Raw genomic sequence first — 17,057 nt, forward strand, 5'->3', positions numbered from 1 at the left:
ACCGTTGTCATCAAACCGCGCTCGATTCCGAACGTGTCGTTGAACACCTTGGCAAGAGGAGCAAGGCAGTTCGTGGTGCACGACGCGTTGGAGATGATGTGGTGACGCTCGGGGTCGTAGCTCTCGTGGTTAACGCCGACAACGAACGTGGCGTCTTCGCCACTCGCCGGCGCAGAGATGAGCACCTTCTTGGCGCCAGCTTCGATGTGCTTGCGCGCACCATCAGCTTTAGTGAAGAAGCCGGTCGACTCGATAACGATGTCGACGCCGAGCTCCGCCCAGGGCAGGTTGGCAGGGTCGCGCTCGGCGAGGACCTTGATGGCCTTGCCGTTGACGACGATGCTGTCGCCAGAAACCTCGACGGTTGCATCAAGGCGACCCGTGATGGAGTCGTACTTGAGCAAATGGGCGAGGGTGGCGGTGTCGGTGAGGTCGTTGACCGCGACGATGTCGAGGTCACTCCCCTGTGCCAGAGCGGCACGGAAGTAGTTGCGGCCGATTCGGCCAAAGCCATTGATACCGATCTTGACGCTCAAGAGGGACTCCTGTTGTTAAATGCATCGTCGGTCGGATGGACCAGGATGCGTGTGGGGGTGCGGAAACAGTGGTGCTGTTTTCGTGTTGCAGGTGGAACCTGGAGGTGCTCGGAGATGCTCTCCGGGCCGGCACGTAGCCGACCCGGAGCAATGACTAGGAGAGTACCAGCAGGCCCGTCGTGCCCTTGCGGGCAGCCTCGAGACGCTGCTGAACGTTAGCCCAGTTCACGATGTTCCAGAACGCCTTCACGTAGTCCGCGCGGACGTTCTTGTAGTCGATGTAGTAAGCGTGCTCCCACACATCGAGCATGAGGATCGGTACCGTGCCGGCTGCCGAATTGCTCTGCTGGTCGAAGAGCTGCTGGATGATGAGGCGCTGCCCGATCGAGTCCCACGAGAGAACCGACCAGCCGGAGCCCTGGACACCCAGGGCGGTTGCGGTGAAGTGCGCCTGGAACTTCTCGAATGAACCGAAGTTGTCGTCGATCGCGGCCGCAAGGTCGCCGGTGGGCTTGTCGCCACCGTCTGGGGACATGTTGGTCCAGAAAACCGAGTGGTTGACGTGCCCGCCCAGGTTGAACGCGAGATCCTTCTCAAGCTTGTTCACGTTTGCGAGGTCGCCCTTGTCGCGTGCCTCGGCGAGCTGGGCAAGAGCCGTGTTGGCCCCCGTCACATAAGCCTGGTGGTGCTTGCTGTGATGCAGCTCCATGATCGTGCCGCTGATGCTGGGTTCGAGTGCCGCATAGTCATACGGCAGTTCGGGAAGGGTGTATTCAGCCATCTGGTTCTCCTTGATCAAAACCGCAGCACACCGGAGGATGTGCTCTCGGCGGGATGGGGTTCAGTCTACGCGTCCTCGTACTCCGATGGCAGGTTCGCATCGGTGCCGGGAACTCCCGTGTCTTGGGCCTTCTTATCGGCCATCGCGAGCAGTCGACGGATGCGCCCGGCGACGGCATCCTTGGTGATGGGAGGCTCGGCATGGTGCCCCAGCTCGTCGAGGCTGGCTTCGCGGAAGCGAAGCCGCAACTCGCCTGCGTAGCGTAGGTGCTCGGGGATGTCCTCCCCCAGGATCTCCAGGGCCCGTTCGACTCGTGCGCATGCCGCGACCGCGGCCTGTGCGGAGCGGCGCAGGTTTGCGTCGTCGAAGTTCACGAGACGGTTCGCCGTTGCGCGGACCTCTCGGCGCTGACGCAGGGTCTCCCAGCTTTCCACCGTTTCGACGGCACCCATCGCGATAAGCATCGCGCTGATTGCCTCGCCGTCGCGAATGACGACTCGGTGAATGCCGCGAACATCCCTCGCCTTGGCGGAGATGCTCAGTCTGGCAGCCGCGCCGACAAGAGCCATGGCGGCCTCGTTGCCGGGGCAGACGACCTCAAGTGCTGCCGATCGACCCGGGTCGGTGAGGGTGCCCTGGGCGAGAAATGCGCCGCGCCAGATTGCCGCGAGATCATCCCGAGAACCGGTCGTGAGGCGGTTCGGTAGTCCGCGGATGGGGCGCCGACGCGCATCAAGCAGGCCAGTCTGGCGCGCGAGTGTTTCCCCGCCCTCGATGACACGGACAAGGTAGTGCGGGTCTTTGCGCATGCCACTTGCAGGCACGACCGAAACGTCGCTGCGGACGCCATACAGCTCAGCCAGGTCTTTGCGCACGCGGCGAGCGAGAGCGGGAGTGTCGAGTTCGGACTCGATCGCGATGCGCCCAGAAATCATGTGCAGTCCTCCCGAGAAACGGAGGATAGTCGACAGCTCTGCTGCCCTGACCGTCGTCTTGCTCACCTGTACTCCGGTGAGCTCATCTTTGACATCGGCAGTGAGAGCCACTGGTGGATCCTTTCATGCTGTTAGTGCGGGGAAATAGTGTGCGAAGTGTGGCGCGTGTCACTCACGTCCGAGGTCGCGGTGCTTGACGCTAACCGCGACGCCGGGAATTGCGCGGAGGCGACGCGCGAGCTCTTCTGCCGTGGCAACCGAGCGGTGTTTGCCGCCCGTGCAGCCGATGGCGATCGTCGCATGCCTCTTGTTCTCGCGCTGATAGCCCGCGAGAACGGGAGCGAGCGCTCCCATATAGCCAGAAATGAACTCCTCGGCGCCCTCTTGGGCGAGGACGAACGAACTGACCCGTTCGTCGAGGCCATCAAGGCTCTTGAGTTCGGGAATCCAAAACGGGTTCGGGAGAAACCGCATGTCGGCAACCAGGTCGGCATCCGTCGGAACACCATACTTGAAACCGAAGCTGCTCACGGTGATCCTCAGATTCGGAGCGTGCTCCGGGCTGAAGATCTCATTTACGGTTGTGGCCAGTTGATGGATGTTGAGATCCGACGTGTCGATGACGAGGTCGCTCGACTCGCGGATTTCGAGCATCCGTGCTCGTTCGGCAGAGATGCCGTCGAGGAGCGTGCCATCACCCTGAAGCGGATGCGGCCTGCGCACCTGTTCGAATCGGCGAACGAGGGCCGCGTCGGTGGCGTCGAGAAAGACCACGCGAACGTTGTTGCCTGAGCGAAGCGCATCGATGCTCTCGCGGAGATCGGCAAAGAGGCGTCCACCCCGAACGTCGACGATGGCCGCGATTCGGGGAAGGCTTCCGCCAGCCCGACCCGCGAGTTCGACGAGGGGCCGCAGCATCTGAGGAGGAAGGTTGTCGACGACGTACCATCCGAGGTCCTCGAGCGCGTTGCCGACAGTCGACCGACCGGCGCCGGACATGCCGGTAACGATCAGGACTTCGTGTCGCTCGGACCCCTCCGCCATGCCGGTTGCCCTCATCCCCTCAGTCTGGTGCGTGCCCTCTATGAGCAGACTCCAGCCTACCCATCTTGGTGGCCGCTATTCACTCCCGGAGACGACGATGAATCGTCTCCGCCAGAACCGGCCCGATGCCCCTGATTTCGGCGATCTGCTCCGCCGATGCCGCCTTGAGGCGAGTGACCGACCCGAACTCCTTGAGGAGCAGTTTGACGCGGGACGCGCCCACGCCAGGGATATCGGAGAGCACTGTGCCGATATCCCGCTTGCGCCGCTGCCTCTGGTACGTGATGGCGAACCGATGAGCCTCGTCGCGCATACGCTGAAACAGAAATAGCGCGTCGCTGTTCCTCGGCAGGATCACGGGATAGTCCGAGTCGGGAAGCCAGATCTCCTCGAGGCGTTTAGCGATGCCGCACAGGTGGATATCGGTTATGCCCAGCTCGCGGAGCGCGCGCGCCGCCGCCTGCACCTGTGGCTGACCGCCGTCGACAACCAGAAGATTGGGGCGATACGCAAACCTCCGGTTCGTGCCGTCCCGTGGGGCGGTTAGCTCTTCTGCCGAGTCGCTAACAACAGCCTCTTCGCTGATGTGCGCTAGTCGACGCCGCAGTGTCTGGTAGATCGACTCGGTATCGTCGGTGGATTCGGGGATGCTGAAACGGCGGTACTGGTCTTTGCGGGGAAGCCCATCCTCGAACACGACCATGGATGCCACGATGTTGGTGCCGGAGAGATGCGAAACGTCGTAGCACTCCATGCGCAGAGGCGCATCGGGCATGCCCAGCGCCTCTTGGATGTCGGCCAGGGCCTGGGACCGCGCGACAAAGTCCCCGCTGCGCCGGGTCTTGTAAAGCATTAACGCGTGTTTGGCGTTGGTCTCTACCGTCTGAGCCAGGGTCGCGAGGTCCCCCCTTTTGGCGACCTGCAGCGCTACCTTGCCGTGGGAGCCAGAGGTCTCCCAGCGTCGCCCAGCCAGCCAGAGCTCAAGCTCAGAGGTGTCCTCTGGCAACGCGGGAACGATGATGCGCCGAGGCGGCTCGCTATCGTCGCCGTAGGCGTTCTGCAATACAGATTCGACCAGCTCGGGCAGCTCAACGTCGAGCTCCTTGTCGACCACCCAGCCGCGGACTCCGCGGATTCGTCCGCCGCGCACGACAAACTGTTGAACCGCCGCAGCCAGTTCATCGTGGGCGATGCCGATGATGTCGACATCGACGCTGTCCGAGAGAACGATTGAGTTCTTGGAGAGCACGGTCTCAAGAGCCGAACGCTGATCACGCAGCCGGGCTGCGGACTCATAATCTTGCTCGGCCGCGGCTGTCATCATCCGCTCCGTGAGCAGGGCGACGTAGCGCGTATCTTGGCCGGCCATAAAAGAGGCGAAGTCGAGCGCTATCGACTTGTGTTCTTCTTTCGTGACCCGGCCGACGCACGGCGCAGCGCACTTGCCGATATCGCCGAGAAGACATGGTCTCCCCGCTTGCTCTGCGCGCTTGTACGTCGAGTCAGAGCAACTGCGCATAGGAAACGCCTTGAGCATGAGATCGACGGTCTCTCGGATCGCCCAAACCTTGGTGTACGGCCCGAAGTAGCGGGCCCCCTTGATCGACTTGGTTCGGGTGACCATGACCCTGGGTACATCGTCGCCCAGCGTTATCGCGAGATACGGGTACGACTTGTCGTCGCGAAACTGAACGTTAAAGGGCGGATCAAACTCTTTGATCCAGGTGAACTCAAGTTGGAGAGCTTCGAACTCGCTGCCGACCACGGTCCATTCCACAGAGGCCGCGGTGGTGACCATGCGTCTCGTGCGCTCATGCAGGCTCGGCAACGGCGCAAAGTAGTTGCTCAGTCGTGCGCGGAGATTCTTAGCCTTGCCGACATAGAGGATGCGCCCCTGGGGGTCGCGAAACCGATAGACGCCCGGTTGGGTCGGTATTTCTCCGGCTTTGGGCCGGTAACTGACCGTGTTCTCCGCCATGACGCCCCTCCGCGTCAGCTAGCTTTGCGTGGCCGAACGGCAGCCTTCTTGACCGGCGCGGAGGTCTTCGCCTGAGACACCTTCTTCGCAGGAGTAGCGCGCTTGCCGTTGGCAACACTGAGCCGTTCGGCCGTCACCGACTGGCTCAGAACCTCTTTGAGGTACACGCCTGTGTGGCTCTTCTTGGACCGGGCAACATCCTCAGGAGTTCCTGTAGCGACGATCTGACCACCACCAGAGCCTCCCTCGGGGCCGAGGTCGATAATCCAGTCCGCCGACTTGATCACATCGAGGTTGTGCTCGATTACAACCACCGAATTGCCCTTGTCGACCAGGCTGTTGAGCACCATCAGGAGCTTGCGAACGTCTTCGAAGTGAAGACCAGTGGTCGGTTCGTCGAGCACATAAATGCTGCGGCCGTTCGACCGCCGCTGCAGTTCCGTCGCAAGCTTGACGCGCTGAGCTTCTCCTCCCGACAGGGTGGTCGCGCTCTGACCGAGGCGAACGTACCCGAGTCCGACGTCGACGAGTGTTGTGAGGTAGCGGTGGATCGCACCGATTGCCTCGAAGAACTCGGCGGCCTCGCTGATCGGCATATCGAGAACTTCGGCAATGTTCTTGCCCTTGTAGTGCACGGAGAGGGTTTCGCGGTTGTAGCGCGCTCCCCCGCAGACCTCGCAGGTGACGTACACGTCAGGCAAGAAGTTCATCTCGATCTTGATCGTGCCGTCGCCAGAGCAGTTCTCGCACCGACCGCCCTTGACGTTGAAGCTGAAACGGCCCGGCAGATAACCACGAGCCTTGGCCTCCGCCGTCTCGGCGAAGAGCGTGCGGATGCGGTCAAACACTCCCGTGTAGGTCGCAGGGTTCGATCGAGGGGTGCGGCCGATCGGTGCCTGATCAACGTGGACAACCTTGTCGAGGCTCTCGAGCCCCGTGACGCGAGTGTGCTTGCCCGGAATCTGCCGCGCCCCGTTGAGCTCGTTGGCCAACACCTTGTAGAGGATGTCGTTGATGAGCGAAGACTTGCCAGAGCCGCTGACTCCAGTGATGGCGGTCAGCGTGCCGAGTGGGATCGACGCCGTCACCGACCGGAGGTTGTTGGCCCGTGCGCCCTCGACAGTGAGCATCCGCTCCGGATCGATGGGCCGGCGAACGGCGGGTACTGCGATGGACTGGCGGCCGGATAAGTAATCCCCCGTCATCGATTGCGTGTTTGCCAGCAGGTCGGCATACGAGCCTGAATGAACGACCGTTCCGCCGTGTTCTCCCGCTCCTGGACCGATATCCACGATCCAGTCGGCAGTGCGAATCGTGTCTTCATCATGCTCGACAACGATGAGCGTGTTGCCGAGGCTCTTGAGCTTGACGAGGGTTTCAATCAGCCTGCGGTTATCGCGCTGGTGGAGACCGATGCTGGGCTCGTCAAGCACATAGAGCACGCCGGTCAGACCAGAGCCAATCTGAGTGGCCAGACGGATGCGCTGCGCCTCTCCGCCCGAAAGAGAACCGGCTGAGCGAGCAAGGTTGAGGTAGTTGAGCCCCACTTCGATGAGGAACGACAGCCGGGCTCGGATCTCCCGGAGCACCGCAGCGGCGATCGTTGCTTCGCGATCGGTGAGTTCGAGGTCGTTCATGAAGGCGAACGCGTCGATCAGGCTGAGATCGGCGACATCGGCGATGCTGCGGTCATCCACCGTGACCGCGAGAACCTCCGGCTTCAGTCGCTTGCCATCACACACAGCGCAGGGAATCTCCCGCAGGTAGCTTGCGTAGCGTTGGCGAGCCGAATCGCTCTCCGCCTCGATGAACTTGCGCTCGATGTAGGGAATGACTCCCTCGAAACCGGTCGTGTACTTCATCTCTCGACCAAAACGGTTCTTCCACTTGACGCTGACCTGGAAGTCGTTGCCCCGAAGGATGGCATTCTGAACGTCGTCCGAAAGCTCACGCCACGGAGTCTTCAGCGAGAAATCGAGGTCGCGCGCAAGCCCCTCAAGGAGGCGCTGGAAGTAGTTGTAAAGGCCCTTGCCGCCTTGCGTCCACGGAAGGATGACGCCGTCGGCGAGGCTCAGCTCGGTGTCACCGAGGAGGAGCTCGGAGTCGACCGCCATGCGGGTGCCGAGGCCCGAACACTCCGGGCAGGCTCCGAACGGAGCGTTGAACGAGAACGTTCGAGGCTCGATCTCCGTCAGTTGAACCGGATGGTTATTGGGGCATGACAGCTTCTCGCTGAATGACTGCCAGGCCGCGGCCCCCTCACGGTCGACGTAGTTGATGGCGACGAGGCCGTCGGTAAGCCGGAGAGCAGTTTCGAGCGAATCGGTGAGGCGCGACAGCACATCGTCAGCGGCGACGAGGCGGTCGACGACGACGGAAATATCGTGCTTGACCTGCTTTTTAAGGGTGGGAGGCGAGCTAAGTTGAATCTGCTCACCATCGACGATCGCCCGCGAGTAGCCGGATGCGGCCAGCTCCTTGAAGAGGTCGACGAACTCGCCCTTCTTCTGCGAAACAACGGGGCTCACGATCTGGTACCGCGTGCCGGTCTCGAGCGTCATGAGCTGGTCGGCGATCTGCTGCACCGTCTGGCGCGCGATGCGCTCACCGCAGATTGCGCAGTGCGGAATGCCGATGCGTGCCCAAAGCAGACGCATGTAGTCGTAGATCTCGGTGATCGTGCCCACCGTCGACCGAGGGTTGCGGTTCGTCGACTTCTGGTCGATCGATACTGCGGGGCTCAGGCCCTCGATGAAATCGACGTCGGGTCGATCGACCTGACCGAGAAACTGGCGTGCGTAGGCCGACAGAGATTCGACGTAGCGGCGCTGACCTTCGGCGAAGATGGTGTCGAATGCGAGCGATGATTTGCCTGAGCCGGAGAGGCCAGTGAAAACCACGAGCGCATCTCGCGGAATGTCTAGATCAACGTTGCGAAGGTTGTGAACCCGAGCGCCGCGGACGCTCAATCGGGAATCTTGTTCTACAGGGCGGATACTCACTTGGTTGATTCTCCCGTATTCCGCTGGCAATTGAGTGACGATGGCTGTTCGAACACATGTTCTAGCATAGCTCGTGAAAGACCAGTTACCTGCCGAGCGCCGGACCGGGATTGACGATGCGACCCGTGCGGAGGCCATGGATCGGGCTGATCCGGGCACGCCGCAGAAAGCGCTGGCGGAACTTCCCCACGAACCGGGCGATGCTTGGATTCTTCAAAACGAGCCTCACGGTCCACCCCACTCTTCCGCCTCCCGCAGCGTCAGCAAGTTCATTGATAAAGGCGGCAATTGCTCGAGCCTCGTCATCATCACGGCGCCGAACTGCCAGCTGATATTCCATGAGGCTGCTCCGAACTAATCGGGGAAGTACGAGATCCGTGATGTAGTAACGACCGAGGCGCGGGTCGTCCGGGAGTTCCTCGACCACCTTATGAAAAAACGCCAACCGGCTCCCGCGAAAAGAAGCACGGGTCGACGAACTTCCCGGGTGTATTCGGAACGCCGCGGTCGGCTCGGGAAGATAGCGAAATTGCCATCCCTCTCTGAACATCCTGAACCACAGGTCGTCATCTTCGTACCCGATGAGAACCGTATCGAATCCACCGACAGAGTGAAATGCTGCGGCGCGCACCACCGCTGCCGTTGGGATCATCATCGTGTCTTCGCAAACGAACGCCCCGACCGAAGACTTGGGATGGGAGAGCCCGTGCGATTCTATGAAGCCACGCATAACGAGGCGACCTGACCCGTCAATCTCATCAAAATCACTGTATGAGACCCCGACACTCGGGTCGCTGACGAACGCGTCCAAGAGCCGGGTTAGATGGTCTTTGCTCCACAGATCGTCCTGATCCAAGAAAGCGTAGAAGTCACCGCGGGCGACAGCAGCCGCCGCATTCCGACTGGCAGACTGGCCCATGTTCGCCTGGGACACGACGCGAAACTCAATCGAACCCGAGTAGTTGTCTCGCAAATTTCGAAGGAGTTCGCCGGAGCCATCCGTCGAGCCGTCATCGACGAAGATCATCTCCATCGGCGCGAAGGTCTGCGCGCGAATCGTGTCAACCGCAGCAGCGAGGTGCCGAGCCCCGTTGTAGACCGGAACAATCACGCTCACCCGAGGCTCGGCGCTGGTGAACGGCGTCGTCATTCGTGGTCCTTTGCAAGAGACTTTGATTGGTGCACTGCAGTCGGCAGAATGCCGTCGACCGGATAGGCCCGTGCAATCTCACCACCGTGGACCTCGTCGTAAGGCCAGGAGATTTCTAAAGGTGCGCCTGAGCGTCGAGCGCAGACCCATGCCATTGCAGGTGATGTCGTGCCCGAATGAAGTGGCGACTGATCTCGCCACTCAGGTTCGGGAACAGCACGTGAACCGGAGTACCCCCCTGAATCGACTACCTCTAGGCCGAGAGACGAGGAAAACAGCTGCTCAAGGCCCTCGGGAGAGAATCGCCAGAAGTCGTTGGGGTGCGCGTGCGTTGGCCAGAGCCACGGCGCGTGATGAATGGTGATGCCGTCGTCTGTCAGCGCAAGCGCACACTCCCGAGCCACCAGCCACGGAACGGCAACGTGTTCGAGCAGGCTTCCCGAATAGACGATCGGGAATTTTTTGCCGCCGAGTGCGGCACCCAGGCGATGAACATCCGCGACGATATCAACTCCGAACCCCGGGTGAATGTCGACACCGATGACCTCTCGTCCGGGAAACAAAGCCCGGACCTGCGCTGCCCCTTCGAGGCTTGACGAGCGCACTCCCAGCGCGAGAACGGGCCCGTCTGGAGCGGACAGAATGTGGCCGCGAATACGAGAGCTCGCTTCCCCCAGTGAAGGCTGACCTGGCACCGCAGGACGAGGTCCCGATGGTGCGCTCACGGTGACGACGCGGTGGTGGTCGCCTGCGCCGATCGTCCACTGCATCAGGGGGGTCGGATGCCCCGGCAACCAAGCCCGGAATGACGCTCCGACTTCCCGATGATCTGTGTCCTCAGCAGGTGCCCTGCTGAGCTTCTCTGCCAACACAGGGAGGCCCGCAGCTCTGATTTCCACGACATCCGCTGGCCGGCCACCGATGGTGGCCCACCCCTCGAGATAGGTGCCGTGGACGTCGCAACTGTAGGCATCGATACCCGTATCAACTGCGACCGAGTCCGATGCTGGCGAGGGGTCAGGAAGTTCGTCACGTCGCGCCTTGCACAGGTGCATCAACGCCTGCGCATGAGTGGCGTCACGCCCGGGCGCGGAACCTGAAGCTGATTCGCACGCGGCAATCGCGTTATCGAATGAGGCCGCAGCCGATACCAAATCGCCGCGACGAAGCGCAGAAGCACCAAGGGCATACAGCGCGTCCCTCCCGGCTATGCGATTCTCGACATCGCGCTCGTACGCGAGCGAAAGGGCGACAAGGGCAACTGCGCGTTCAAGTGCGCTGTGGTCGCCTTCCGGATTGTGATGGACGAGTTCAACAAAGAGTCGAGCGTGCCGCATAGGGAGAGACGCAAGGGCGGTGGGCCCCGCCGCGCTTGCTGAAGCTTCTAGCTGGAGTGCGCCCGATGCGACCGCGTCGGGTGAGTATCGGCACAACGCAAGTAGCCGGTGGTACTCGCTCTGATAGGTGAGGTCGACGGAATCAGGGTCATCGCCGAGAGTGTCGCGGCGAAGCTTTGCGGCAACCGCGGCCAGATCGAAAGCGGCAACAGCCTGGTGATGGTCTCCTCTGAGTAGCCGAAGCATCCCCAGAGCAAATCCTGCAGATAGCGTGACTGCGGCTGCCAACGGGCGCCCGTCAAACAGCGATTCGCTGGCAACGACCCCCTCGGGATCAAACCCGAAACGCGCCACAAATGCGGAACGAACTAGCCCCGCTTGATGGGTGGCCTCGGCGATCGCCCCGCGAGCCACGAAGGAGCGGAGAAGCCGAACCCGCATACCGAGGCTCAATGCGCTGCCCTCTGGGGCTTCTGATGCCCGCCACGCAAGGTAGGCCTCAAGCTCCTCCGTGCCGTCAGAACTGGTGAGCGCGAGAACGGACTGCGGCCGCCGCTTGCCCTTCACTCCGCTTGCTCGGAATGAAACACCCTCCCGACGAATTTCGATTCCCGAGAGCCCACAGCTGAGCAGCAGGTCACGCAGCCCCGTTTCACTCGCAATGAAGACGTGGTAGCCCGGGCTGAGAGCCGCCCATACGTCAATGCTCGCGAACTCCGGAGTGACGACTTCGGCCGCTGGCGTCGTCAAGATCAATGTGCCGCCATCGGAAAGGTGGTCGACCAGGGTGGTCACGAACTGCGCTGGGTTTGTGACGTGTTCAAGCACTTCGCTGCTGAGGATCAGGTCGAATGTCCCGAAATCACTGTCGCCGGTGAGGTACTCATTGCGAATGTCGAGTCCTAGCTCTGCAGCACCTCGGACGCCAGCATGGGACGGCTCTACTCCCAGCACAGACCATCCAAAAGCGTGGCGAGCAAAGTCGAGCGCATATCCGTAGTTACAGCCAACGTCGAGAAAGCTGGACACCCCTGTCGGGGCGACCCGCATGAGTTCATCGACGATTGTGCCGACACCAGCCCCATGCTCAAGGTAGGAATCCACGGCAGCGTCGTCTGGCGAAGAATCGAAGGGAGCGCCGTCGAGAATCGAGAGAGAACCGCACCCGGGGCAGCGCCGCGCCGTATGCGGTCGGCCAAGGTGATCAGAGAATGACACGACAGCTGCATTCACTGCCATGGTGCTGCACATTCGGCACGAGACCGTCTCGGATTGCCCCGACCACTGCAGTTTCGCGCTCATCGGTTGCTCCCCCTGCCGACTTCACAGCGGGCATGTTGCATCGTCTTTGTCTGCGTCAGATCACGCAACCGATACATTAGCGGGAGTGCCCGCAGCAGTGCGACTTCGCGCTAGATGTGCCCGGCCGCTTCCATCTGGCGAAGCTCCTTCTTGAGGTCGGCCACCTCGTCGCGGAGCCGACCGGCAAGCTCGAACTTGAGTTCGGCGGCCGCCTGCAGCATCTGGTCGTTGAGGTCGGAGATAAGCGACTCGATATCGGTTGCCCCGGCCGCTGCGATTCCCTCGAACCGGCTGCCCTCCCTGAGGTGCGGCGTCGGAGTGCGCTTGCGGGAGTCGCCACCCGAGCGGCCGCGCCTTGAGGCGAGCAACTCGGCAGTGTCGGCCTCCTCGCGGGCGAGGACGTCGGTGATGTCGGCGATCTTCTTGCGCAGAGGCGTTGGATCGATGCCGTTGGCGACGTTGTACTCGATCTGCTTCTCACGTCGCCGGTCGGTCTCTTCGATTGCGAGGCGCATCGAATCGGTAACGACGTCTGCATACATGTGGACGGATCCTGAGACGTTTCGCGCCGCGCGCCCGATGGTCTGGATGAGCGAGGTCGAGGAGCGCAGAAAGCCCTCCTTGTCCGCATCAAGAATGGCCACCAGTGACACCTCGGGCAGGTCAAGACCCTCGCGAAGGAGGTTGATGCCCACGAGCACGTCATAGACGCCCTGACGCAGCTCGGTGAGCAGCTCGACTCGACGCAGAGTGTCGACATCGGAGTGCAGGTACCGCACGCGCACCCCGGCTTCGGTAAGGAAGTCGGTGAGTTCCTCCGCCATCTTCTTTGTCAGCGTGGTGACGAGGACGCGCTCATTCTTGGCCGTGCGCTGGCGAATCTGCTCAAGCAGGTCGTCGATCTGGCCTTTGCTGGGCTTGACGATGATCTCGGGGTCGATAAGACCGGTGGGCCGAATGATCTGCTCAACGACGCTGTCGGTTATGCCCATCTCGTATTTGCCGGGAGTCGCCGAGAGGTAGACCTTCTGGCCGACACGGTCGAGAAACTCTCCGAACTTGAGCGGCCGGTTGTCCATGGCGCTGGGAAGCCGGAAACCGTGCTCCACCAGCGTGCGCTTGCGAGAGGCGTCGCCCTCGTACATCGCTCCGATCTGGGGAACCGTGACGTGCGATTCGTCGATCACGACGAGGAAGTCGTCGGGAAAGTAGTCGAGCAGACAGCTGGGCGGTGCACCCGCTGCGCGCCCGTCGATGTGCCGCGAGTAGTTCTCAATACCGCTGCAGAATCCGATCTGTTCCATCATTTCGAGGTCGAAGGTCGTCCGCATCCGCAGCCGCTGCGCCTCAAGCAGTTTGCCCTGCCGCTCGAGCTCGGCGAGCCGCTCCTCAAGCTCCTCTTTTATGCTCACGATCGCGCGCTGCATGGTGGCGGGACTCGCCGCATAGTGTGTTGCTGGGAATACGGATACGGCATCCATTTGCTTAATCACCTCGCCCGTGAGCGGGTGAAGGGCGTAGAGCGCCTCGATTTCGTCGCCGAACATCTCGATACGGATTGCGTTCTCTTCGTACATCGGGATGATCTCGATCGTGTCGCCGCGCACCCGGAACTTGCCTCGGGAGAAGTCGACGTCGTTGCGCTGGTATTGCATACCGACGAAGCGCCGGATGATGGCGTCACGGGAGATGCGGTCGCCGACCTGCAGGGCGATCATGGCTTCTAAGTATTCTTCGGCGGCACCGAGGCCATAGATGCACGACACGGTCGACACGACGATCACGTCGCGCCGGCTCAAGAGCGAGTTTGTGGTCGAGTGGCGCAACCGCTCGACCTCGGCGTTGATCGAACTGTCCTTTTCGATGAACGTATCCGTCTGGGGAACGTATGCCTCTGGCTGGTAGTAGTCGTAGTACGAGACGAAGTACTCGACCGCATTGTTGGGCATCAGATCGCGAAACTCATTCGCGAGTTGCGCGGCGAGCGTCTTGTTATGGGCCATGACCAGGGTTGGCCGCTGAACCTGTTCGATGAGCCACGCGGTGGTTGCGGACTTGCCGGTTCCTGTGGCGCCCAGCAGCACGACATCCGTTTCGCCAGCATTGATTCTGGCGGTGAGCTCGGCAATTGCCGTGGGCTGGTCGCCGCTGGGGGTGTAGTCGCTGATGACCTCAAAGGGCCTTACTGACCTCGTAGCTTGCACATGCCAAGTCTAGGCAGCGGCACCGACATTCCTGCTGGGAGCCGAGACTTCTTCGGCAGGCACGAGGTGCAGCACGGCATCCGACGGCGAGATGCCCACGGTGTGATGCGTGACCAATACTGTGATGCGGTCGGCTAGCCCCCGCCGCAGATCCGCCATCATCTCTCGAGACGATGCGAGGTCGAGGTGAGCCGTCGGCTCATCGAGCAGGATGACCTCTGCTCTGGTCAAAAGAGTGCGGGCAATCGCCACCCGTTGACGCTCTCCGCCAGAGAGGAGAGCGCCCTCAGAACCGATCGGTGTGTCGAGGCCCAACGGCAGCGTGTTCAGGAGCTCGTGCAGGCCGACTCGGCGTAGCGCATCCATCATCTCGGAGTCGTCAGGGGCGTCATCGCGAGGCCTCGCGATGAGAAGGTTGCCCCGCAGAGTTGAGTCAAAAAGGTGGCCCTCCTGAGGGCACCAGGCGATGTGTGACCGCAGAGACGAGTCGAAATCGGCAGCATCACCGCCGTTGAGCAAGTAACGCCCGGTGTTCGGCGTGAGATAGCCGAGAAGCAGCGTGAGGAGGGTGGACTTGCCCGAACCGGAAGGCCCCGTGATGACGAGCCACTCCCCCTGATCGACGCGTGCCGAGACGGGAGCGCAGACAGGGTGGGCGGCGCCGGGCCAGCGGGCGGTTACGTTGTGCAGCTCAAGACGGGTGACACGCTCGCCCGATGGTGATTCATCGGCCGGAGCGCGACCGGCAGATCTCGTGAGCGCCGACTCTCGGCGCAACTGCGCCCTGAGAGTTGGCCAGAGCTGAACCCCGCCAACGAACTCCAGAAGAGGCTCGATGAGACCGAGCGGCGTGAGCACGAGGACGGCAGACAACGCTCCCTCAAGCCTGCCGGAGGCCACGGCTTCTGCCGAAACAGCGAGCATCACGACGGATGCCGAACCACAGGCGGCCACGACGATGGCACTGGCGAGTCCCAGAGCCCACGCGCTGCGCCGACTCTGAACGCCGGCTGCTGCATCGCTGCGCCGAAGCCGATCCACCGCCCGTGCTGCGAGCCCATTGACGCGAAGATCGGATGCTGCGGCGAGCGTCGCCGAGAACTCTCGCAGCACCTGCGAACGGAACCGCTCCTCCGACTTTGCTGCGGATCGATCGGCAGCACGCGCCACGACAGGAGCGACGATCAGGACCAGAACCGCGAGCGTGACGAGCAGGGGCAGAGCTCGCGGCTCGATAGAGGCCAAAACGATGACTGCCGCTGCGGTGATGAGTACTCCCACGAGAACCGGGGTCACCACCCGCAGCACGAGATCCCTCACCCGATCGGCGTCTCTCACCAGACGATCAAGGGCGGTTGAGCCGGTGAGGAGGGCGCGATGGGTAGTGCCGAGATCGGCGAGGCCAACCCAGAGGCGGGTGCGCATTGCGCCGAGGGCGGAGAAGATCGCATCGTGCGAAACAAGCCGCTCGCAGTAGCGAAGAACCGCGCGTCCGAGCCCGAAGAATCGCACCCCCACAATGGCGACAAGCAGATACATAATCGGAGGCTGCTCGCTTGCGCGCACGATGAGCCATGCCGAGACGGCAGTGAGCGAGATGGCAAACGCCGAAGAGGCTACGCCGAGGAGCACAGCCAGCAGCATCTTCCAGCGAACCGGAGCGAGAAAGAGCGCCAGTTCGGCTATCGCCGAGCGAGTGGGAGCAAGCTCACTCTCCGCAGCGTCCATTGTCGGCAGCGGTTCCGACTCCTGCTGTTCGACAAGATCGCTCGCAGCCTCAATTGTTCGGGAGGCACCCAGCACCACCGTGTGATCGGCGATCTCTCGTACCTCGGCGTCGTGAGATGCCAACACAACTGTGCGGCCGTCGGCGAGCGAGCGAATAAGGCCGGTCACGGTCTGCGCGCTGCGGGCGTCGAGGTGGGCGGTGGGCTCATCCAAGAGAATGAGGTCGGCGCCACCCGCTGCTCGCAGCAGCACCCGGCCGAAGGCGAGACGGCGTAGCTCGCCAGGGCTCAGCCGGGCGGGATCGCTCATGGCAACGCGCGACAGTCCGAGAACTGCGAGCACATCGTCGCCGCGGGATTCCGCCGTGGTTTCGGCGGAAGGGGCATCCGTGTCGATTCCGGCGTAGAACCGCAGCTCGTCCCGCACGGAGACTGCCACCGTGTGTGGATGCTGGGGCAGCCAGGCGATGCGATCGGGGTCAACGCCTGTAATGGTGCCCTCAACATCGATGCCGGATCCCGCGGCAAGTGCGCCGGCGATCGTGCCGAGCACTGTTGACTTGCCCGAGCCGCTCTCGCCGTCGAGAACCGTAATGGTGCCTGTGCGGGCGACAAAGCTCACGCCACCGACCGCATCCTCGGCACGGCCCGGATAGCGAAGGGTCAGACCGCTCACCGTGAGCGGCCCTCCCCCACCGTCGGCGATCGTGCGCGGTGCCGGACTATCGAGGGTGTTACGAACCCTACGCAGCGCCTCTTGGCCATCCTGGGAGGAGTGAAACGCTGTGCCGACGTCTCGCAGCGGTGCGTAGCACTCAGGGGCGAGAAGCAAGGCGAGCAGGCCAAGCTCTAGGGACATGTCGCCACCGACAAGCCGGAACCCGATGAAGACCGCGACAATCGCTACCGAAATCGTCGCGATGAGTTCGAGCGCAAGCGACGAGAGGAACGCGACCTTGAGGGTCTGCATCGTTGTGGCGCGAAACCGCTCCGAGAGTGCGCTGAGTGCGGCAACCTGCTCCCGAGCGCGGCCAAGGCCCACGAGCACTGGCAGGCCTCTC

Annotated in this window: 10 protein-coding genes; all 10 read right to left on the reverse strand. The window is 62.3% G+C overall.

All coding sequences use genetic code 11. From position 1 onward, the window contains the following. A partial coding sequence (locus AC062T_RS13075; protein WP_476030703.1) for a type I glyceraldehyde-3-phosphate dehydrogenase occupies positions 1–536 on the reverse strand: 536 nt, incomplete at its 3' end. 154 nt (positions 537–690) lie between these two features. After that, the gene (locus tag AC062T_RS13080; protein ID WP_108516464.1) at positions 691–1,317 is read right to left on the reverse strand and encodes a superoxide dismutase; all 627 of its coding nucleotides are present in this window, start codon (positions 1,315–1,317) and stop codon (positions 691–693) included. A gap of 65 nt (positions 1,318–1,382) precedes the next feature. Further along, a complete protein-coding gene (gene whiA / locus AC062T_RS13085; protein WP_108516466.1) occupies positions 1,383–2,363 on the reverse strand; it encodes a DNA-binding protein WhiA in 981 nt (326 codons plus the stop codon). 57 nt (positions 2,364–2,420) lie between these two features. Continuing rightward, the gene (gene rapZ / locus AC062T_RS13090) at positions 2,421–3,296 is read right to left on the reverse strand and encodes an RNase adapter RapZ (RefSeq protein WP_108518893.1); all 876 of its coding nucleotides are present in this window, start codon (positions 3,294–3,296) and stop codon (positions 2,421–2,423) included. Positions 3,297–3,375: 79 nt separating this feature from the next. Beyond that, positions 3,376–5,274, reverse strand: coding sequence for an excinuclease ABC subunit UvrC (gene uvrC, locus AC062T_RS13095; RefSeq protein WP_476030706.1), 1,899 nt, complete (start codon positions 5,272–5,274; stop codon positions 3,376–3,378). 14 nt (positions 5,275–5,288) lie between these two features. Continuing rightward, a complete protein-coding gene (gene uvrA / locus AC062T_RS13100; protein ID WP_476030708.1) occupies positions 5,289–8,276 on the reverse strand; it encodes an excinuclease ABC subunit UvrA in 2,988 nt (995 codons plus the stop codon). An 85-nt stretch (positions 8,277–8,361) separates the two neighbouring features. Then, positions 8,362–9,426, reverse strand: a complete 1,065-nt coding sequence (locus tag AC062T_RS13105; RefSeq protein ID WP_476030710.1) for a glycosyltransferase family 2 protein — start codon at positions 9,424–9,426, stop codon at positions 8,362–8,364. Further along, positions 9,423–12,002 (reverse strand): class I SAM-dependent methyltransferase, encoded by a 2,580-nt coding sequence (locus tag AC062T_RS13110; protein WP_476030712.1) that lies wholly within the window; start codon positions 12,000–12,002, stop codon positions 9,423–9,425. Before AC062T_RS13110 ends, AC062T_RS13105 begins: the two co-directional genes overlap by 4 nt. A gap of 173 nt (positions 12,003–12,175) precedes the next feature. Next, a complete protein-coding gene (gene uvrB / locus AC062T_RS13115) occupies positions 12,176–14,269 on the reverse strand; it encodes an excinuclease ABC subunit UvrB (protein ID WP_476030714.1) in 2,094 nt (697 codons plus the stop codon). A gap of 9 nt (positions 14,270–14,278) precedes the next feature. Further along, a partial coding sequence (gene cydC / locus AC062T_RS13120; RefSeq protein ID WP_476030716.1) for a thiol reductant ABC exporter subunit CydC occupies positions 14,279–17,057 on the reverse strand: 2,779 nt, incomplete at its 5' end.

The sequence above is a fragment of the Homoserinimonas sp. genome, from assembly GCF_056262345.1.

Excerpts from the sequence above, each read along its gene's own strand:
- AC062T_RS13080 (WP_108516464.1), bottom strand. The coding sequence starts at position 1,317 with ATGGCTGAATACACCCTTCCCGAACTGCCGTATGACTATGCGGCACTC.
- rapZ (WP_108518893.1), bottom strand. The coding sequence starts at position 3,296 with ATGGCGGAGGGGTCCGAGCGACACGAAGTCCTGATCGTTACCGGCATG.
- uvrC (WP_476030706.1), bottom strand. The coding sequence starts at position 5,274 with ATGGCGGAGAACACGGTCAGTTACCGGCCCAAAGCCGGAGAAATACCG.
- AC062T_RS13105 (WP_476030710.1), bottom strand. The coding sequence starts at position 9,426 with ATGACGACGCCGTTCACCAGCGCCGAGCCTCGGGTGAGCGTGATTGTT.
- AC062T_RS13110 (WP_476030712.1), bottom strand. The coding sequence starts at position 12,002 with ATGGCAGTGAATGCAGCTGTCGTGTCATTCTCTGATCACCTTGGCCGA.